We start from the raw sequence: 20,477 nt of genomic DNA on the forward strand, positions 1-20,477 counted from the left end.
TGATGCTTACGCACTAATGCAGGTTCAAAAGCGCCGTCACGGTCTCTTGGGGTGGATATCTCAAGATCGCCTGTGTCGCTACGGACGGTTTTTTTAGTGTGTCCGTTGCGCTTATTAGGCTTGTCTGCTTTCTCATGCTTGGGGTAGCCAAGATGGTCTTCCATTTCAGCTTCTAAGGCAGTGTCGATAAAAGATTGCATAAGCTGCTTCTGGAAGTCTTTAATGTCATCGAAGCTGTTCATGCTACCAGCCATTTGCTCGGCCAGTTTCTTGATATCAGATTGGTTAGTCATTGCTTATTCTCCGGTTAATGGATTATAAGCAGTTACACAGTTTTTGGGAAACTCCCTAGGCTATCTACCTTCGATATGCCGAAATAAATTTAAAGACTCTATCTAGCCTAGATAGTGTTTTATCTTCGTTCAATTCTTCTTGATTAATATCATCAATATGTTCTTCAACGACTTCTTCATCACTCTCGATATTTTCTGGAATCAAATTTAGTTTAATGAATGATTTATTTTCGTCAGTTTCAATATCTAATTTATAATCAAATGATAAGTCGCCCTTTGTTTTATCCTGTTCATTCTCATCGAACACAACATTGACGATATTATCATCTTCAAAGTCTTGGAGAACTAAGTCTTTAAATCTGTCTTTCGTTGTCAAAATACATGAGTTTACGATATTAAAACTATCCTTATAAACCTCACAATCGCCAATTTTGCAGAAGTATTCTTCTGAATAGATCTTAGTAATTTTAAACTGTTCGACCTTCTGTTCATCTTCACTTAATAAGTCAAATATTAATTCAGATATACTTTGGTGACATAGAAGAACAGCATCAGGCATTTTAGTTTCATTTGAAATATAAAACAACAAGCTCTCAAGAGATTCAAAGCATAGTTCGTCTGTTACATTAGTTCGAACCACAGTATTTAATACAATATTTCTCAAGTAATCTGATATCATTTCACCACAAGAATCAACCATATTATGAATTTCAGGTCCATCCTCGCTCATAATATAAGATTTTTCAAAATTTTCTTGGATAACTCTGTTGCTACTGATAAGTCCAGCTTTCTCTTTTTTTATTTCATCGAATATATTAAGTGGAAACTTCGCTTCATTGGCTATGAAGTCATTAGATGCCACTTTAGCTATTTCAGAAAGCATTATTTTATCAATATCAGAATTTATAATATAATTATTATTAATCTGCTCAATTTCATAAATCAACTCTTCCATTGACTCTATAAAGTTTGTGCGATAATTCATCACTTTATCGGTTGTTGTTTCAGAAAATAATAATTTGTACTCAGACGTTTTTTGAGCAATCTCAATTAAAGCTTTAAAACTACGAATCATGTCTTTTCTGTTTGAGAAGCTGTAAACATTCGACTTTAAAACATCAAACCAATCTCCAGATATTTTCCATTTGGCTGAAGAGTAAGAAACAATTAGTTGAACAAACTCATTATCTATACTGACGTTATACCATCCTGCGTATATCCTACCAGAAACCATTTTTTGACTAAATTTACGACTAAAGCTTTCAGTTAACTTAGCCTGCCATCCAGAATAACTCTCTACACCGCCAGAGTGAAATTTTTTGTGTCTAATATAAACACCTAGCAGTTGACTAGCTTGATTTATACTTCTAACTTTAATGTCATGAGTACCAGTAGGATGAATTCTTTTTTCTTCTAGTAATGCATAAATATAAGGCTTTACTCTTAAAATATTCTCGCTGTTCGCCAACATAGAGCATACTATTAGAAATCTTGTATCAATATATGCATTTTTTAGAGCTATATTAATAGCTGACTCTAAATTTTTATCGCTTCCCTTTCTAATCTTAAGCCATAAGTCGGTATCCCCATTAAATATCATTTCAATATCAATGACTCCTGAGTGCCATAAGTGCTCTTCATTATAAGTCTGCACATCTAAAGTTCTATTCTTCCAATGAATTAACATATCAGTAGACCAGCTTAATGCATAGTCGTTATCGAAGCTTAATGACTCAACTACCATTTCAGCAGTGTACTTTAAGTGCTCAAATAATATTTTATAAGATCTATCGACTTCCTTGTACTTATGTTTAATATAAGTATTTTTCCATTCCTCCCATACTGATACAAAATTATTTATAGAATCTTCAAAACCATCACTAACTGCTACATCAGCTTTATCAGATAGGTTTTTCCATTTAAGAAGAGCAACCCAAAGATATAACGTATTTCTGAGGACTGTTTCAGCTTCAGACTGAGTTATATATTTCTGTTCGAAGAAAATTTTTCGATAAAAGCGTAGGCTATGATAGAAGTATTGTGTATTACTGGGAATTTTATCAATAGTTTGCTTCAACAGAACATAATATGTTCTCATAAAATTCGTAAAATAAGAAAAGCCCCAAGTACCTTCATTTAGTAATAGCCAATTGTCATACTTTCCATCAAGGTTTTCAAAGGATAAAACCTCAGCTAACTGTATGTGATACCTTGCTAGTCTATCCAATGACTCAACAAACTGACTTTCATCATTGTTATTCAATGCAGTGTAAATAGGACTAGTAAACGCCTCTAAAGCAGATGATATGCTAATGTCTGTTTTATTACTTTTTTTCTCATATCTTACAGAATTTTTTATTAAAAGCGATACTAAAATATTTATATCAAATCCAGAATATTTTGTTAGTATTACACTCTTATCCCCATTTGTGAACTCAGGAATACAGACGTAGAATTTACACTTGTTTGATTCAATATTATTTATATCTGTAGATTTTTTTAAAATATTAGATTGCAACCATATCGCTAAATTTATCTTCCATAATGAAATATTAAGCAACTCTTTATACCTACCAGCTACATATCTAACTTCCTTATCGTATTTATTCGATATTAAATCATTTGAGATCGTCAACACATCATCGTTACCGTTTCTTAAAAGCTTATACTGAAATAACCCTTTGAGATATACGCTGCGTATCCGCTGTTTCAGATCAGTTTCACAAACTTCATTTGTTACAAATCGAAAAACAAACTCATCTTTTTTATTTTCATCTAAAACGCTTAATGTTTTAATAAAAAACCAAACTGTTAGAAATAAGTTGAAAACAAACCAAAAAGTTAAGGTTGTATTTAATATTAAACTTAATCTATCTGTTAAAGCTGCATTAAGAATTAAGCTAAATGCGAGAATGATAGCTAATGATAGACCACTCAAACCAGCAAACATAAAACCAGAATATTTTTGGTATAAAGAAAAAATAATTTTTTTACCTGCTTTGTCTTGAAATAAAATACTAACAAGTGAAATTACTAAGGGGTAAATTAGACCTACAATCGTAATCTGACCAGTCAATAATATACCTAACAAACTAGAATCTTTCTTAATTTGAAAGTAAGCTGTTATATAGCTCATCCAAAGATATGCATTCACACCCACCATAAGACATAAGATAACTAACAGTAATAGATATTTTTTATAGGAGTTTGACCAAGAAACTACACTTGCTTCAAGAAAACTTGAGCGGTTATCTAAATACGCCTCATTTTTAAATAAGGTTTCTTTAAGCTCATTATTAACATGGTAAGATAGAGGGCGAAGCCTATTCAAGAAGCTATCAAACTTTTCTGACATATAGCATCCTTTTCAAGAGTTCAGAAGTTAAAATTAATTTTTTACTAAAGCGAAAAACAAATATATATATATTAGCGCTAAACATGAAAAAAAGGTGAGCCGAAGCCCACCTTTTTTTATGTCCAAAACAAATATCAAAGACCAGATAAATCTATCGTAGCCAAGCCCGCGCATTACGGAACATCCGCATCCATGCGCCGTCTTCATCCCACTGTTCAGGTTTCCAGCTGTGATTGTAGGCTTTTAGATTACGCTCAGGGTGCGGCATCATGATAGTGACGCGGCCGTCGGTGCTACACAGGCCCGTGACGCCACCGATGGAGCCGTTAGGATTGAGCGGATAGGTCTCGGTTGGATGACCTTGGCTGTCGACATAACGCATCGCGAGCTGACCGTGTTTTGCCATACCATCAATCTCAGTAGCGTTAAGGGTGGCAAGGCCTTCACCGTGGGCGACGGCAATAGGCAAAATGCTGTCTTGCATGCCTTTGAACAGGATAGACTTAGTACGCTCGACTTTGACATTGACGGTACGGGCTTCAAAACGTGCCGATTCATTAGCGATAAAGCGTGGGAAGTTCTCCGCACCTGGGATCAAGTCTTTGAGCTGCGCCATCATCTGACAGCCATTACAGACGCCAAGTGAGAAAGTATTAGGGCGCGCGAAGAAGCGCACGAACTGCATGCGCAATTCATCATGGAACAAGATAGAGTTGGCCCAACCTGAGCCTGCGCCCAGTACATCACCGTAGCTAAAGCCGCCACAAGCGACCAGACCATCAAAGTCACGTAAGTTAATACGACCTTCTAGCAAGTCGCTCATATGCACATCGACCGCTTCAAAGCCTGCTTGGGTGAAGCCTGCTGCCATCTCGAGCTGACCGTTGACGCCTTGCTCACGCAGGATAGCAACTCTTGGTTTGTCTTCGCGGCTATTTAAGTACGGCGTTTCAACCTTTTGATTGAGATCGAAGTTTGGCGCAGCGGTTAGACCTTTATAGCTAGCATCAGAGATCAGATCATACTCTTGCTGCACGCAGTCAGGATTATCACGGCGACGGGCGATTTGATAGCTGACTTGGCTCCACTGCTGTTGCAGCTTGGAGCGCTTGAAACGCAGAGTTTTATCACCTTGATGCAGTGGCGTTTGGATGATGAGGCTATCTTCCTCCGAGCTTTGACCGACGAGGCTAAGCATATCGCTGACATTATGCTCTTCTGCCAGATCCATCAAAGCAGCGACGTTTTCCGGCAACACTTGAATGACCGCGCCGAGCTCTTCACTGAACAGCTGACCGAGTAGATTGTCATCGGTCAATGACAGTTTGATACCTTGACGGCTAGTAAACTGCATCTCAGCAATAGTCGCGAGCAGGCCGCCATCACCGATATCGTGGTAGGCACTGATGATATCTTGCTCATTACCGGCTTGAATGAAGTTAAAGAAATCAACTAAGTCGCTGGGCTTATCCAGATCAGGGCATTCATTGCCGAGTTGGCTGGCCGTTTGTGCAAGGATAGAGCCGCCCAAACGCAATTTACCTCTCGATAAGTCAAGACGATAAAAAGCACTATTGCCGTTGATAAGCTCAGGCGTTAGCGTTTTTGCCACATCGACGACAGGCGCAAAGGCAGTAATGACCAAGCTCATTGGCGAGACGACTGATTTATCTGTATTATCGTTGTCGTCTGTCCAATTGGCACGCATCGATAGCGAGTCTTTACCCACTGGGATGGCAATACCGAGCGCTGGACATAGCTCTTCGCCAACGGTATATACGGCGTCGAATAACGCTGCGTCTTCAACGTCTTCACCACACGCTGCCATCCAGTTCGCTGACATGGTGATATCTGATAACTGGGCGATACGCGCGCCGGCAATATTAGTGATGGCTTCACCGACCGCTAGTCGCGCGGAGGCTTTGGGGTCAATCAATGCCACCGGCGTACGCTCACCAATACTCATCGCCTCGCCGGTCATCACTTGACCGTCAAGCGCTATGAGTCCTGACGCAGTAATCGCACAATCGGCGACGGGTACTTGATAGCGGCCAACGTATTGATCGCGCACCACCATACCGGTGATAGAGCGGTCACCGATGCTAATGAGGAACGATTTGCTAGCGACCGTCGGATGACGCAGCACGTCCGTCACCGCTTCGGTCAAGTCAAAATCATTAAGTACTAATGGAGCTAGCTCATTTGCTTGTACCTCAAAGCTACGCTGCATCTTTGGGGTACCACCGAGCAAGACTTGCATCGGCATATCGACAGGCTGATCGTCCAATAGCTCATCATTGACCGTCAACTGACGTACTTCAGTCGCTTCTCCTAATATCGCATACGGGCAGCGCTCACGTGTACAAATCGCGTCAAACTGCGCTTTACTCTCTGGGCGAATGGCAAGGACATAACGCTCTTGCGCTTCATTCGACCAGATCGCCATCGGTGACATGCCCGCCTCTAGCGATGGAATATGGCGCAAATTGAGCACCGCACCCATTTCATGGTCATTGACCAGTTCCGGCATAGCATTTGATAGACCACCTGCACCGACATCATGCAAGGAGACGATTGGGTTGCCATCCGCGCTGTTGTTGCTTGTCTCAATATCATTACCCGCAAGGGCCCAACAGCGGTCAATGACTTCTTGGCAGCGACGTTCCATCTCGGCGTTATCACGCTGTACAGAAGCAAAGTCCAAACCTTCATCGAGCGAGCCGCTATCGACCGAAGAGGCTGCACCGCCGCCAAGACCAATTTGCATGGCAGGGCCGCCGAGGACGATCAATAAATCCCCTTCACGAATCGGATTTTTCTCAATTAGGTTACGCTTGATATTGCCATATCCACCCGCCAGCATAATCGGCTTATGATAGCCGCGCATCTTGCTACCGTCTTTGGCGGCTGAAGTATCTAATTGGAAGCTACGGAAATAACCGCATAGATTCGGACGACCAAACTCATTGGAGAAATTAGCGGACCCGAGTGGCGCTTCCGTCATAATCTCAAGGCCCGTTGCCATGCGCTCCGGCGTGCCATAATCTTGGGTGCTAACTTGCCCTGATTGCTCCCATTTCTCAGGCAGCTCTGGAATGTGAAGATGAGAGACATGAAAGCCGGTCAGACCTGCTTTTGGCTTACCGCCGCGACCGGTTGCGCCTTCATCACGAATCTCACCACCGGCGCCCGTTGCTGCACCGGCATAAGGCGCAATCGCCGTTGGATGGTTATGGGTTTCGACTTTCATCAGGATATCGATAGCTTCTTGATGAAAGCCATACGGATGCGCTGAAGTGCTGTCTTGAGCGTCGGTAGGCATTGGGTAAAAACGCATCCCCTCAGCCCCTGCCATCACCGCCGCGTTGTCTTTGTAAGCGGACAAGATGCCTTCTGGGTTTGACTGATAGGTATTCTTAATCATCTGAAACAGTGATTTTGGCTGTACTTCACCATCAGCCGTCCATTCGGCATTGAAGATCTTATGACGGCAATGCTCAGAGTTGGCTTGCGCAAACATCATCAGCTCAACATCGGTGGGATTGCGCTGTAAGTCATTAACGTAAGCATGCAGCAAATAATCAATATCATCACTCGATAAGGCAAAACCAAAAGTCATATTAGCAGACTCTAAAGCCTCTCTTCCTGCACCCATCACATCGATATGATTCAATGGCGCTGGCGGTTCATCATCGAATAATTGGCCAACCTTTTCTAAATCATAAACCAAGCTTTGCGTCATACGGTCATATAATAAACGCTCAGCGGTAGTTGATAGCTTCTCATTAGCATTGCCTGCTAGCGTTAACGTATAAACAATCACCCGCTCAACTCGGTTTATCTTCAGCTCACAATTATTGAAGATATCGGTCGCTTTACTGGCCCATGGCGATATAGTGCCGAAGCGCGGGCTGACGATGACTTGGATTTGATTGGTTGTAGCAGTTTCTAGAGAGATTTCCTGTTTTACCCCTAGCAGATCCAATGCCTTTTTTTGCTCCTCACCCAAGAGCTCTCTTGAGAGTACAAAAACCTGCTGAGTACTGATTTGGGTCACGTTTAGATCGGTTTTTTGCGCAAATTGATTGATAAGTTGCTGGGTCTGAAAATCGGTCAAAAACGGCTGTCCGGCGATGGTCATCATAGAGGCATATTCCATAATATATGAGCAGTAACAGGCATTACTGCCATGCAAAGTAAATGGTCGCTGCATTATAACAAGAAGAGGCCAAATAAGCAGTCTCAAAGCCGTACTATTTGCTCTTCGCTCAATCGCCATTATATTTTACTGAACCCTTATATAGCTTACAAACTTTCACATCGCATTACTGGCAAGCTATATATCTATATAGGCAACTGTCGCTATGCTATAAAGCGTCAATAAGTAAAACAATTCAATAATTTTAACGAAAAAGGATATATTATGAGTAAGCAAGATAATATCGATAAAGTACAAGAGATCGTTAAAGACATAAAATTTGCTATGATGACTACTATTAATAAAAAAGGCGATCTTCATGCTTGGCCGATGACGACGACTGAGACGAGTATCGGTGGTAAAGAGATTTGGTTCATCGGTGATAAAACCTCAGATGTGGTCAAAGATATTCAGGATAATAAAAAGGTCGGTCTAACGTATTCCAGTCAAGACGCAAAGAATTATGTATCAGTTAGTGCCAATGCTGAATTATCGGACGATAAAGCCAAGCTAGATGAGCTTTGGTCACCAGTAGACAATGCCTTTTTCGAGCACGGTAAAGAAGACCCTAATGTACAATTGATTAAGGTTGTTCCACATGGCGTAGAGTGCTGGATCAGTGGTAGCTCAACGGTTAATATGTTTAAAATGGCTGCTGCTGCTGTACAAGATGGCGAGACCGCTGAAGGTATTGGCGAGCAGTTTAATATTGAGCTATAAGCTGTCAATAGCCACTAGCAAAAACATTATCACAACGTCAGTAAGATTTTTCTTACTGGCGTTTTTTTTAGGTGTTTATTTACGTTGAGCTGATGCTATTAGTTAGCTTATTAAGCCGCGCTAAAATTACAAACTTTCACAGCGCCTTACAGACTCTCTGTAGCGCACTAGCGCCCGATTTGGCTATATTAATAAAGATAGATTTTATAATTTTAAAGACAACTAACAAGGATGATAACTATGAGTAAACAACAGCAAATGGATACCATTCAAGCGATGGTCAACGAGATTAAATATACCATGATGACGACTCGCACTCATGAGGATCACTTGCACTCTTGCCCGATGAATACTACTGAGACCAGTATCGGTGCCAAGGAGATTTGGTTTATCGGTCACAAGCCTTCTGAGGCGGTCGATAATATCGAAAAAAACCCGCAAGTAAACTTAGCTTATGTTACCCAAGATAATGAGAAATACTTGTCTATTACCGGCAAAGCAGAACTGGTCGAAGACAAGGAAAAATTAGATGAACTATGGTCGGTAATGTACAACGCTTATTTTGAAAAAGGTAAGGAAGACCCAAAAGTGCAGCTAATCAAAGTCGTTCCGCATGGCGCAGAATATTGGGCTAATGGCAATGCTATCGCCAGTGCCTTCAAGATGACCGCTGCTGCTGTGAGCGATAATGCTATTGAAAAAAGCTTGGGAGATAATTTCTCTATAGAGCTATAACTTTACAAAACAAGCTTTATTTAAAAGAGACTTGTTGCTTAATGAAAAACGCCAGTAGCCGTTATTGACCGCTACTGGCGTTTTAGTGAGCACTATTTGAATTTAGAAATGAAAGGTATGAGCTTGGTCTAATGCTGTTAACCACTGCGCTTTAAATACGGCCAAGCCGCCTTTAGATAAATCATCATCGACCAAAGCGTTAGTATCACCGCTGCTACCATCAACGCATAACCGATCGTTTCGAGCGACTCCCAATTGAGTAGTAATACGGTAATAGCAACCATCTGAAAGGTGGTTTTAAGCTTACCAACATAAGAGACAGCAACACTCGTACGATTGCCTAACTCTGCCATCCATTCGCGTAGCGCTGACACTGCAATCTCGCGCGAGATAATCACGATCGCCGCTATCGCCATAATAATATTTGGGTGCCACTGTACTAGAATAATGAGCGCAGCAGCGACCATGAGCTTATCAGCGACCGGATCTAAAAAACGGCCAAAAGCGGACATGACATTGAGCTTACGCGCAAAATAGCCATCGAGCCAATCGGTAATCGCGGCGATGATAAACACCCCTGTCAATAATAAATGGCGTAGCAAACTGTCGCTAAATTCGCTCATACCGACCCGCGCAATCGCATTATCCGAAATGGCGGGCATACCAATACCCATCGCTGGCGGCCAATAGGCAATCGCCACAAAGAGTGGAATCATCAAAATCCGCGCAATCGTTAGATTATTAGGCAAGTTAAAGATGCTTTTATCATTTTGCATCGGCGGCGATGGCGGAGTGTGCAACTTTGTAGTCTCGGTCATGACAAAACCAGTTCTATATCAACATAATGATGGGCGCTAGCTTAGCATTTTTTAGGCTTGTCGTCATGAATTGTATTTTCGCTTATCTATATCAGAGTATTCGAAACGTTTAGGTAGTATGGGATAGACAGAAAAACACTTATTGGTTCTAATTTTCGATAATTTTAAGTATTGATTAGCTCTATTTAAAACAGCTAAAAGCAGTGGTACAAGTGTTCACTATAAGTTGTAAGCAGATGTAAGAAACAATTGATTTAGCAGCGATAGGCCTTATCTTTAACTATATAACCGTTTGTAAATAGATCTATCAGCGGCGGTTAAAGCAAACAATAATAAGTTATAGTCAGGCCTTAATAAGCTTGGTTATACAGCGAAATGACCTTTTTCCTCAGTCCACAGTTCCTCCTCTGTGGGCTTTTTTTTACTTTTATACTGAAAATATCAAAGCCAGCAAAGCTTAGAGATAAGCTATAAGTAATCTCTAAAATTCTACACCTCTAAAGTCGCCGCAATTACTTCTACCACCTCTTCGGCCGTCTGATAGCAGCTTTCAATATTGCCGCGCCCGCACCAATCACCACTAACTATCCATTGCTGTTCTTTGTCTACTAAGACGCCTAACGGCTGCGCGTCACCTTCGTCATTTGACGCCATCGATGTTGCTGCATAACGCCAGCGATGACAGTCAATCTGACTCGGCGCGGTTTGCTCAGTCCAGTTCAGCGCATTTTTTGCTGCTGCTAATAATTGAGCGGTTATCTCGTCAATATCTTGGTCTACTTGCTGCTCAGACCAATCATTGTCAGCATGCATAGTGACGCTTGGTAATAGCCCCTCATGATTAGGCTTGTGATGCTCAACAAATATCTTAGCCAGGATAGAGTCTCGTAGATAAGCAACATCCCACGGTTTTATATCTTGACTATCAATTGAGTGCTTTAAGCTATCAGGTAGCTTTGACTCATCATTCCAGCCAAGCATTAAGGTATAACAAGCCAGCATTTTGGGCTGCATAATCTTTGCTTGATTCGTGAAGCCGCTATCTGCCATTAGCTCAGCCGCTTGGCCGTTAGGCGCGGTACAAATGACCCAATCAAATTGACCTAAACTATTGCCATTATCATCAAAAAGCTCGGTCGGCTCGCTTGCTTGCAGATTGGAGTATTGAGCAAAAGGAGCCACGCGAGTTTTGAACTGTATCGTCGCCTGCTGCAGCTGATCGGCTAATGCTCGGCCCCAACTGGTCATTTTTGGTGTACTAACATAACGAGGCTGCTCGGTACCCCACTGCTCTTTTTGCTCGATGGGCGGTGGTTGACCTTCTTCATTAGCGATGGATAAATTGACCACTTGCGCACGCCACGGCTGCACTAGCCCTGAGTCTAACCAAGGAGTGATAAACTGCTGAAAGCTATCTGTCTTAGCTGTGAAGAACTGCGCGCCAAAGCTCCACTGCCAGTTTTTACCTGTCGTTGTATCGCTGCGATAGCGAGTCGCTAACCGTCCTACGCCGCGCGATTTCTCAAAGAGGGTGATTTGTAGATTTGAGTGCTGATGCTGATGCTGATGCTGAGCAAACTTACGCTCTAATAAAGTGGCCGTAAATAGACCACTCAAGCCGCCACCAATGATGGCTATTTTAGAAGAGGATTTAGCGGTTAACTTTGTATTATTATTTTGCTCGTTATGAGTTGTGTGGTCAGTCATGATGAAAATAAAACCTTGTGAGAGAATAAAAAACCAAGCTAGCGAGCAGTACATTAGGGACTGTATAGAATTCAGAACAAAGTAACACTCAAAAAAACCATGTTTTAGTCAGTTAAATATAAAACTGTTATGGCTTAAAAAGCGCTACTGGGATGAATTTTATGCAGCCTCTGTGATAACAGCACGCAAGTAAGATTTAGCCTAGTAGCGCTATGTCACTTTTAAAGTGCATCAACCATACTTTTTAGGTCTACTAAAACAGTATAACTTGTTTTGAGTGTCTAATAGCGACATGGTCAACTATAAGCAATCTTTGCGCTCTGACTTGACCACTTCGATTAACTTATTAATGACTGAGCTATCCGCTAACGTTGATAAATCGCCAAGCCCAACATACTGACCGGCGGCGATATTGCGCAGAATACGACGCATGATCTTGCCAGAGCGAGTTTTGGGTAGAGCATCAACGATAAAGATAGCATCTAAGTTGGCAATAGGGCCAATCTCCGTACGTACATGGCGATTGAGCTCAGATTTCAGACTATCATCTGCGCTCTCACCTGATTTCAAGATCGCAAAAACACAAATACCGATGCCACGTATTTCGTGCGGCATCCCGACCACGGCAGCCTCTACGATAGAGGGATGCTCATCTACGACGCTTTCAATCTCAGCCGTTCCGAGCCTATGCCCTGAGACATTGAGCACATCATCGACGCGCCCTGTGATCCAGTAGTGACCATCTTCATCACGCTGCGCGCCATCCCCAGTGAAGTAATAACCCGGATACTCGGCAAAATAAGTCTCCAAAAAGCGCGCATGATCATTATAAATCGTTCGCATTTGACCCGGCCAGCTATTACTAATAGCTAGATTACCTGAAGCGGGTCCCTCAAGCTCATAATCATCTTCCATGATGGCAGGCTCAATACCATATAGCGGATTCATTGCCGCCCCCGGTTTGAGCGCAACTGTGCCTGGAATAGGCGCCAGTAAAACACCGCCGTTTTCTGTCTGCCACCAGGTATCGACGATAGGGCAACGCGCGCCGCCGACGACATTATAGTACCAATCCCAAGCTTCAGGGTTGATCGGTTCGCCGACCGTACCAAGCAGACGTAAACTTGAGCGGTCTGACTCACGGACAAAGGCATCGCCCTCTTTCATCATCGCGCGAATGGCGGTTGGCGCGGTATATAATATACTGATATTGTGCTTATCAATGATATTACCGACTCGCGCCCAAGTGGGATATTCTGGTACCCCTTCGAACATCACCGTCGTGGTGCCATTGGCTAGCGGCGCGTAAGTGGCATAAGTATGGCCGGTGATCCAGCCGACATCAGCGGTACACCAATAGATGTCATCGTCTTTTATATCGAAGACATCACGAAAGGTCGATAGCGCATAGACAATATAGCCGCCGGTAGTATGGACGACGCCTTTTGGCTTACCCGTTGAGCCGGAAGTATATAATAAAAACAGCGGGTCCTCGCTATTCATGACCTCAGGTTCGCAGTGCTCGCTTTGCGCTTCGATGAGGTTGTGATACCAGTGGTCACGGCGACCACTCATCGGCACTGAGTTGCCAGTACGGTGTACGACAATGACGTTTTCCACACTGTCAGTGCCTTCGGCATCCAAAGCGCGATCGACATTGGCTTTGAGCGGCGTACGGCTATTACCACGTAAGCCTTCATCGGCAGTAATCACTAGTTTAGACTGACTATCGACGATGCGGCTACTTAAACTCTCAGCAGAGAAACCACCAAAGACTACTGAATGCACCGCGCCTATGCGAGTACAAGCCAGCATAGCAACCATAGCCTCAGGTATCATCGGCATATAAAGGGTCACGCGGTCGCCTTTTTTGACTCCTAAGTTGCGCATCGCATTACCTAAGCGGCATACCTCGGCATGGAGCTCTTTAAAAGAGATAATTTTGTTCAAAGAGGGATGATCGCCCTCCCAAATAATGGCAGGCTTGTAAGGATTGTCTTTTAGATGACGATCGAGGCAGTTGACTGAGATATTGAGCTCGCCATCTTCGAACCACTTAATACGAAAATCATCCAAGTCGTAGCTGACATTGCCAATTTTGGTAGGTTTGGTGATCCAATCAATGTCTTCAGCGCGCTCGGCCCAGTAAGCATCGTTGTCCTCAATCGAAGCAATGGAACGCTGATAGTCCTTCTGGTACTCTTCAGGACTAGTATTAGCAGTGGCGATAAATTCAGCCGGAATAGAAAACGATTCTTGGGTCATGGTCATCTTCCTTTTTGATTATGATTACCCTATAAATCGCGATTGATAACAGCCACACGTCTATATCGGTAATGCAGAGTCATCGTCCATAATGTATGACGTTTAACCTTAGTTTGGCAAATAAGGAAGAAGGTTGCAAGCCATTGACCATGAATGACAACAATTTCAATATACAACTGTGCACCTAAAAATCAGACTGTCATAACCTATAAAACTCAAAGCTTATAAAAACCAAAGTCTATAACCCAAACAAGCCATACTTAAGTATGGCTTGTGTTTCGTACAATGGCATTTAACGCATTCAGTCACACTGACTTCAGTTATTTAAGCTGGGTGACCGTTTTCCATTGACCATTTTGTACTTGTGATAAATAAACGTCATTAATCGCGACATGACTCTCAGGAGTGATAGCGACCGAAGATCCTGTCACCCCATCGACGAAGCTAACCGTTTCTAAACCCGCATTAAAAGTGTCCGCATTTAAGTTCTGACCTGCAGCTTCCAGTCCTTGGACAGTTACTTTTGCAGCGAGATAACCGAGGATTGCGCCTGCTGATACATCCTCCCCTGTGGTTGCTTCATACTTCTCAACAAAAGCTTTAGTCTCAGGCTCATCAGCTCTTAGTGCTAGATCATTATAATAAGAAACCGCATATAGCCCTTCACTAGCGCCGCCTGGAGCTTCGGCTACTGCGGGGTGGAAGCCGGTGACCGGAGCGATAAATTTCACATCATCCCAGCCCATGGCGTTAGCCGTACCGACTGCGGTAATAGCGCCGCGTATGGTTAAAGATAAAGCGATTAGTTCGCAATTAGAATCTTTTAGTTTGGCAATCGCACCTGAAAAGTCCGTTTCATCAGGACGGTGCGAGCTGGCCTCAACTAACGTGACATTAGGGTTATTGTTAGCAATATCCATCGCTGCTTCATTGGTCTCTTCGCCATAGTCTGATGGGATGTACATGACACATAGATTCGTTACATTATTCTCGGCAATTAGATTCTCCATCCCAAGCTTAATTGAATCATAATAAGTACTACCAGCAGTATAACGACGATCAAATTCGCCCTCTTCTTGCATGGCGCGAGCAAAGGTCAGCGGCATGACGCTCGGCACATTGGCGCGATCCATAATGGGGAAACTCGCTAAGTTGTGCGGGGTACCAAGCGACATGAGCATAGCAAATACTTTATCGCGGCTCACAAGCTTATTAGCAGACTGTACGGCTTTTGGTACTTGATAAGAATGATCTTCGACGATGTAGCGAATGGTGCGACCGTTGACGCCGCCTGCCGCATTCACCTCATCGAAATACATATTAGCCCCAGCGACCGCAGGATTACCAAATCCTGCAAACGGGCCCGATAAGTCATTCGCACTACCAAGAATAATCTCCGTATCACTCACGCCTTGTACGGGTATATCGCTAGTCGAGGTGGCGGTCTCAGCATCTGTACCAGTCGCTTCTGTAGATTTTGGGTCGCTACAGCCCACCAAACCTATGGTAACCGTTAGTGCCATTAGCGTCGTTTTGACTGTCCATTTCATTGTCTGTCTCCTTGCGACTTAAGTCGCTGTTAGTTTGATGCTGTCAATACTCTCGATACTTCTATTACTCTTGTTACCTTTATTACTGTTAACACCTTCACTAGGTAAATTTAATAAAGCTAAACTGTGCTGAAAACGACTTAAATCAGTACATAGAATCGATTAGCGTATGGTGTTTTTTCTCAACTAAACTCCTTTTTAGTTTCATCGTAGCGGTAAGCTCCTCATCTTCAGGGTTTAAGAGCACATCAATGAGTCGAAAGCGTTTAATCTTCTCGACTTGCGCTAAGCTTTCATTGACAGATTGTATGACTTCATCGATCAAAGCGATGACTTCTGGCGCATGACACAGTGAACGAAAATCTGAGAACATCACTTGATTGTCTTGGGCAAACTTTTCGACATTCTCTTGATCTATCATAATTAGGCAGCTCAAATATTTGCGCCTGTCGCCGATGATGATGGCATCTGAGATATAGGACGAAAATTTAAGCTTACTCTCTATCGCAGCTGGGGTAACATTTTTGCCGCCTGCGGTGATAATAATGTCTTTGATACGGCCGGTAATAAATAGATAACCTTCTTTTAACTCGCCAACATCGCCCGTATGTAGCCAGCCATCACGCAAGTCTTCAGCAGTTTTTTCAGGTTTGTTCCAGTATCCTGCAAACACGTTACCGCCTTTGACGAGTATTTCACCGTTATCAGCGATACGCACTTCGGAGTTTGGCAATACCTTACCGACGCTACCAGCCCTGTTCTCAGCAGGGGTGTTTATCGATATCACCCCTGAGCTTTCTGTCATACCGTAGCCTTCATAGATAGGTACGCCTATCGCATGAAACCAGCGGATAATATCTAAGGATATGGGCGCAGCTCCAGTTGCGGCACGGCGGATATTGGTCATGCCGATAAGGTCGCGCAGCTTACGTAATACTAGCTTGTCCCAAAACTCATAGCGCAGCTTTTGAGACGTCGTAGGCGTGTTACCTGCCATAATCACATCCGCATAGTCATACCCTGCTTTTATGGCTTTATCAAATGCCCAGCCATTAAGCGCGCTCGCATCGCTGCGCATATTACTGATGACGGCATACATCTTTTCCCACAATCTAGGCACGGCAGTAAAGGTATTCGGTGAGACTTCTTTCATATTTTCAAATACCGTCTCGGTACTCTCGGCAAAATTGACGATACAGCCGCGATGAATGGGCAGGTCAACTGACGTAAGACGCTCTAGCACGTGACAGAGTGGTAAAAAGCACAGCTGCTCATCGATGGGCAAAATAGTGAGCACCTCAATACTGTTTCTTAGTCCAAACAGCACATTGGCATGCGTTAATATGGCGCCTTTGGGATCGCCTGTGGTACCTGAAGTATAGATCAGGGTGCGTACATCGTTAGGAGTGCTTTGATCGATATAGTCGCTAAAGCGCTCCAAGGCATGGTCCACGTTTTGACCAAGCAGATACAGCTCGTCTAAGAACATCACCTGATCGTCTTGTAGGCTACGTAGGCCCTTATCCTCAAAGACAATGACTTTTTTGACATTGGGCGTCTGCTCACGAATCTCCAAAAACTTATGCAGCTGCTCATCATTTTCGACAATCAAAAACTTAGAATGGCTGTCGCTTAATATATAAGCAAGCTGCTCTGGGCTATCGGTGGTATAGACGCCGTTCGGTATGCCGCCGACTGCGCAGATACCTAGATCACAATAGAGCCACTCTTTATTATCTTCACTCAAGATAGAGACGGTGTCACCTTTGTTTAAACCAAGCTCAACGAGCGCCATGCCGATATCACAGCTGCGCTGATAATAATCTGTCCAGCTGTAGCTTTGCCAGATACCAAAAGCTTTTTCGCGATGGGCGATTTTGTCGCCTCGATCTAAGCACACCTGTCGCCAAAGTTTGGTCAAGGTATCACAGCCCTCTAAGAGCTGCGGCGCATGCTCATAAGGAGCATTATTTATCGTACGGCGAGTATCAGCAGGAGCAGAAGAATCACTCGTTAAAGTACCAGTTACAGTATCGATGGAGGTCGTCATGATCGTTATCGCCAAGTCTTTTTGCGCTTCCAGCGAGTGGCCGGCGCAGTGTTGTCTTTGGTTTGTCCTAAGTAGAACTCTTTAATATCATCGGAGTGCATCAGTTTGTCCGCTGAGCCTGCCATTACGATACGCCCGGTCTCGAGCACATAACCGTAATCCGCTGCTGACAGAGCGACCCGCGCATTTTGCTCAACTAATAAAATGGTCACTCCTTGCTCTTTATTCAGTCTGCGGATAATGGCAAATATCTCTTGTACTAGTAGTGGCGACAGTCCAAGCGAAGGTTCGTCTAGCAGCATTAGTGAAGGGCGTGACATCAGACCGCGCCCAATCGCCAGCATCTGCTGCTGACCACCAGACATAGTGCCAGCTGCTTGGTCGCGGCGCTCTTTTAGAATGGGGAAATACTCATAGATCATCTCAACGTCGCGCTGTATCTCAGCCTTGTCACGCCGAGTATAAGCGCCCATCGCTAAGTTTTCGGCAACGTTTAAGAAGGGAAAAACTTCTCGGCCTTCTGGCACGTGCGAAAGACCCTTTTTGACCAAGCGATCAGGCTCAGTGCCATCGATACGCTCGCCATGGAACCAGACGGCGCCCTTACGAGGATTAATGACGCCAGAGATAGTCTTCATCAAAGTGGTTTTACCCGCGCCATTCGCGCCCAAGATAGTGACAACTTTACCTTTTGGCACCTCTAAGCTTACGCCGCGCAGCGCCATAACAGGGCCATAAGCGGATTCTAAGTTGCGCACTTCGAGTACATTGTTTGCTACTTCAGAATCGACTAAGCTCATATCGGTCGCAGGTGCAGCAGAAGATAAGGTTTTTTTGACCGTTGACATCACGCGCCCTCCTGACCAAGATAAGCCTCAATAACCTGTGGATCCGCTTGCACTTCGCTTGCGGTACCTTGCGCCAAAAACTTACCTTCGGCCACTGCTAACACGCGATTTGACACCCGATTAACAAGGCTCATGTCATGCTCCACCATCAAGATAGTCAAGCCAAGATCCTTTTGCATATCTTCAATCCACCATGCCATCTCTGAGGTTTCCTCGACGCTTAAGCCTGAGGCCGGCTCGTCGAGTAAAATAAGCTTGGGGTTGGCGGCTAAAGCGCGCGCAATCTCAACGACTTTTCTAATCCCATAAGGCAGGCCGGCAATCAGCTTATCTCGATAAGGCGCTAACTCTAAAAAATCAATAATTTTTTCGACTTGCAGACGATGCTCGCGCTCACTACGACGCACCTTTGGCAAAAAGAGCAAATCTTGTATCCAAGAAGTATTGCGCTGCGAGTGCCGACCGATAAGTAGGTTTTGTAGCACGCTTGAGTGATCAAATAATTCGATGTTTTGAAAGGTACGGGCGATACCTAGTTTGGCGATATCATGAGCCGGCAGACGCGTAATGTCTTTACCATCAAAGACAATGCGACCATTAAGCGGCTCGTACAAACGGCTGATTAAGTTAAAAATAGTCGATTTACCAGCGCCATTAGGGCCAACGATAGTGAATATCTCGCCCTCCTGCACTTCAAAACTGACATTATCAACGGCTTTGACTCCGCCAAATGCGATAGATAAAGAATCTACTTGTAATAAGCTCATCGCATACGCTCCGTTTTTAAGTAAGTTTTGGAGCGGCGAAACAGCCCTTTTCGGTATAGCGGAAACATCTCAAACCAAGTGCGAATCTTTATCCACATACCATATATGCCGCGCGGCTCGTAGATGATCATAATCACGATTACTAAGGCGAACAGCGCTGTATCCACCCCAGCAATACTAGCAATATTAACGCCAGTGTTTTCACTAAGGATATCGCCCAAAATAGCAATCAGCTGAGGTAGTAAGACGACAACGACCGCGCCAAAGAACGCACCATGAATAGAACCTAAACCACCAATAACAATCTGCAGTAATATGGTGATAGAGATAATAACCGTGAAGCTCTCATAGTTGACCGCTTGCACAAAATGCCCGTACATAGCGCCGCCGATAGCGGTAATCGCACAGGACAGGCTAAAAGCTAAAGTCTTAGCCTGCGGTACATTGACACCAAGGGCGCGCGCGGAGACCTCACTATCTCTAATCGCTAAAAAGGAACGACCCGTACCGCTTCTGAGCAAGTTAATATAACCAAGGGTAATCAGCACCACTAGTGCTAAGCACAAGTAATAAAAGGCTTTTGGGGTGATGTAACGATCAATAGTAAACCCAAAGATGTTAATGGGGGAAGCAAAGGTACCAGAGATGCCGCCCGTGATGGGTTCGGCGACGATAGCGATATCTTCGACGATGATACTCAGAGCCAGCGTTGCGATTGCCAAATAGATACCGCTAGTGCGCAGAATAGGTCTGGCAATGATGGCACCGATAACCCCGGCAATTAAAGCGCAAGCAATCAGCGCGGGGAAAAAGTTCCAACCGCGGATCATCAGTGCCATATGGCTAAAAGCGCCTATCGCCATAAAGGCAGCATGGCCTAAGCTGACCTGTCCGGTATGCCCAGTTAGGAGCATCAAACCAAGGCCGGTGATGGACCAGATAAATATGGCACTGAGCTCGCTAATATAATAATTACTAAGCAGTAAAGGCGCGATGATAAGGAGCAAGAGAAGTAAGCCATACTTTATAAGCTGACGCTTGTCTTCAAAGATATTGATATCTTGATCGTAGCTGTGTTTAAACTGGGCTTTCATTGATAGTGTTCATCCTTGAAATGGTTTAGAGATCGCTTTGTCATCCTTGAACCAAAGCTGCTATTAATCAAAGTTAA

13 protein-coding genes are annotated in these 20,477 nt (G+C 43.8%); 2 read left to right on the forward strand and 11 right to left on the reverse strand.

Annotated features, from left to right (window positions below; genetic code table 11):
* The 3 genes from ACS8FD_RS03580 to purL all read right to left on the reverse strand — a co-directional run.
* Positions 1 to 293: transposase (locus ACS8FD_RS03580; protein WP_439274500.1), on the reverse strand; the 293-nt coding region annotated here is incomplete at its 3' end.
* Positions 294 to 357: 64 nt separating this feature from the next.
* Positions 358 to 3,648 carry a hypothetical protein gene (locus ACS8FD_RS03585; RefSeq protein WP_439274501.1) on the reverse strand — a complete coding sequence of 1,097 codons (3,291 nt, stop codon included), beginning with the start codon at positions 3,646 to 3,648 and terminating at the stop codon, positions 358 to 360.
* 151 nt (positions 3,649 to 3,799) lie between these two features.
* Complete coding sequence (gene purL, locus ACS8FD_RS03590) at positions 3,800 to 7,792, reverse strand: phosphoribosylformylglycinamidine synthase (protein ID WP_439274624.1); 3,993 nt, start codon at positions 7,790 to 7,792, stop codon at positions 3,800 to 3,802.
* Between the two features lie 279 nt (positions 7,793 to 8,071).
* On the opposite strand from purL, the gene ACS8FD_RS03595 reads away from it, so the two are divergent.
* Both ACS8FD_RS03595 and ACS8FD_RS03600 read left to right on the forward strand, forming a co-directional pair.
* Positions 8,072 to 8,566 (forward strand): pyridoxamine 5'-phosphate oxidase family protein, encoded by a 495-nt coding sequence (locus tag ACS8FD_RS03595; protein ID WP_439274502.1) that lies wholly within the window; start codon positions 8,072 to 8,074, stop codon positions 8,564 to 8,566.
* A 240-nt stretch (positions 8,567 to 8,806) separates the two neighbouring features.
* Positions 8,807 to 9,301, forward strand: a complete 495-nt coding sequence (locus ACS8FD_RS03600; protein WP_439274503.1) for a pyridoxamine 5'-phosphate oxidase family protein — start codon at positions 8,807 to 8,809, stop codon at positions 9,299 to 9,301.
* Positions 9,302 to 9,438: 137 nt separating this feature from the next.
* On the opposite strand, the gene pgsA is transcribed toward ACS8FD_RS03600, so the two are convergent.
* From pgsA to ACS8FD_RS03640, 8 genes are all read right to left on the reverse strand, one after another.
* Positions 9,439 to 10,077, reverse strand: a complete 639-nt coding sequence (gene pgsA / locus ACS8FD_RS03605; RefSeq protein WP_439274625.1) for a CDP-diacylglycerol--glycerol-3-phosphate 3-phosphatidyltransferase — start codon at positions 10,075 to 10,077, stop codon at positions 9,439 to 9,441.
* Between the two features lie 531 nt (positions 10,078 to 10,608).
* A complete protein-coding gene (locus ACS8FD_RS03610) occupies positions 10,609 to 11,826 on the reverse strand; it encodes an NAD(P)/FAD-dependent oxidoreductase (protein WP_439274504.1) in 1,218 nt (405 codons plus the stop codon).
* Between the two features lie 300 nt (positions 11,827 to 12,126).
* Positions 12,127 to 14,091 carry an acetate--CoA ligase gene (acs, locus tag ACS8FD_RS03615; protein WP_439274505.1) on the reverse strand — a complete coding sequence of 655 codons (1,965 nt, stop codon included), beginning with the start codon at positions 14,089 to 14,091 and terminating at the stop codon, positions 12,127 to 12,129.
* A gap of 320 nt (positions 14,092 to 14,411) precedes the next feature.
* Positions 14,412 to 15,641 carry an ABC transporter substrate-binding protein gene (locus ACS8FD_RS03620; RefSeq protein ID WP_439274506.1) on the reverse strand — a complete coding sequence of 410 codons (1,230 nt, stop codon included), beginning with the start codon at positions 15,639 to 15,641 and terminating at the stop codon, positions 14,412 to 14,414.
* A gap of 145 nt (positions 15,642 to 15,786) precedes the next feature.
* Positions 15,787 to 17,691 carry an AMP-dependent synthetase/ligase gene (locus ACS8FD_RS03625; RefSeq protein ID WP_439274507.1) on the reverse strand — a complete coding sequence of 635 codons (1,905 nt, stop codon included), beginning with the start codon at positions 17,689 to 17,691 and terminating at the stop codon, positions 15,787 to 15,789.
* A gap of 5 nt (positions 17,692 to 17,696) precedes the next feature.
* Entirely contained in the window at positions 17,697 to 18,539 is an 843-nt protein-coding gene (locus tag ACS8FD_RS03630; protein WP_439274508.1) for an ABC transporter ATP-binding protein, read from the reverse strand.
* Complete coding sequence (locus tag ACS8FD_RS03635) at positions 18,539 to 19,306, reverse strand: ABC transporter ATP-binding protein (protein WP_439274509.1); 768 nt, start codon at positions 19,304 to 19,306, stop codon at positions 18,539 to 18,541. The genes ACS8FD_RS03630 and ACS8FD_RS03635 overlap by 1 nt, the downstream gene beginning before the upstream one ends.
* Positions 19,303 to 20,400 carry a branched-chain amino acid ABC transporter permease gene (locus ACS8FD_RS03640; RefSeq protein WP_439274510.1) on the reverse strand — a complete coding sequence of 366 codons (1,098 nt, stop codon included), beginning with the start codon at positions 20,398 to 20,400 and terminating at the stop codon, positions 19,303 to 19,305. The genes ACS8FD_RS03635 and ACS8FD_RS03640 overlap by 4 nt, the downstream gene beginning before the upstream one ends.
* Positions 20,401 to 20,477: the final 77 nt, after the last annotated feature.

It is taken from the genome of Psychrobacter sp. 1U2 (assembly GCF_051847575.1).

Bases quoted from the DNA above. Each gene is read 5' to 3' on its own strand.
- acs (WP_439274505.1), bottom strand. From the start codon at position 14,091: ATGACCCAAGAATCGTTTTCTATTCCGGCTGAATTTATCGCCACTGCT.
- ACS8FD_RS03635 (WP_439274509.1), bottom strand. From the start codon at position 19,306: ATGAGCTTATTACAAGTAGATTCTTTATCTATCGCATTTGGCGGAGTC.
- ACS8FD_RS03620 (WP_439274506.1), bottom strand. From the start codon at position 15,641: ATGAAATGGACAGTCAAAACGACGCTAATGGCACTAACGGTTACCATA.
- purL (WP_439274624.1), bottom strand. From the start codon at position 7,792: ATGATGACCATCGCCGGACAGCCGTTTTTGACCGATTTTCAGACCCAG.
- ACS8FD_RS03640 (WP_439274510.1), bottom strand. From the start codon at position 20,400: ATGAAAGCCCAGTTTAAACACAGCTACGATCAAGATATCAATATCTTT.
- ACS8FD_RS03585 (WP_439274501.1), bottom strand. From the start codon at position 3,648: ATGTCAGAAAAGTTTGATAGCTTCTTGAATAGGCTTCGCCCTCTATCT.
- ACS8FD_RS03625 (WP_439274507.1), bottom strand. From the start codon at position 17,691: ATGACGACCTCCATCGATACTGTAACTGGTACTTTAACGAGTGATTCT.
- pgsA (WP_439274625.1), bottom strand. From the start codon at position 10,077: ATGCAAAATGATAAAAGCATCTTTAACTTGCCTAATAATCTAACGATT.
- ACS8FD_RS03595 (WP_439274502.1), top strand. From the start codon at position 8,072: ATGAGTAAGCAAGATAATATCGATAAAGTACAAGAGATCGTTAAAGAC.
- ACS8FD_RS03630 (WP_439274508.1), bottom strand. From the start codon at position 18,539: ATGTCAACGGTCAAAAAAACCTTATCTTCTGCTGCACCTGCGACCGAT.
- ACS8FD_RS03610 (WP_439274504.1), bottom strand. From the start codon at position 11,826: ATGACTGACCACACAACTCATAACGAGCAAAATAATAATACAAAGTTA.
- ACS8FD_RS03600 (WP_439274503.1), top strand. From the start codon at position 8,807: ATGAGTAAACAACAGCAAATGGATACCATTCAAGCGATGGTCAACGAG.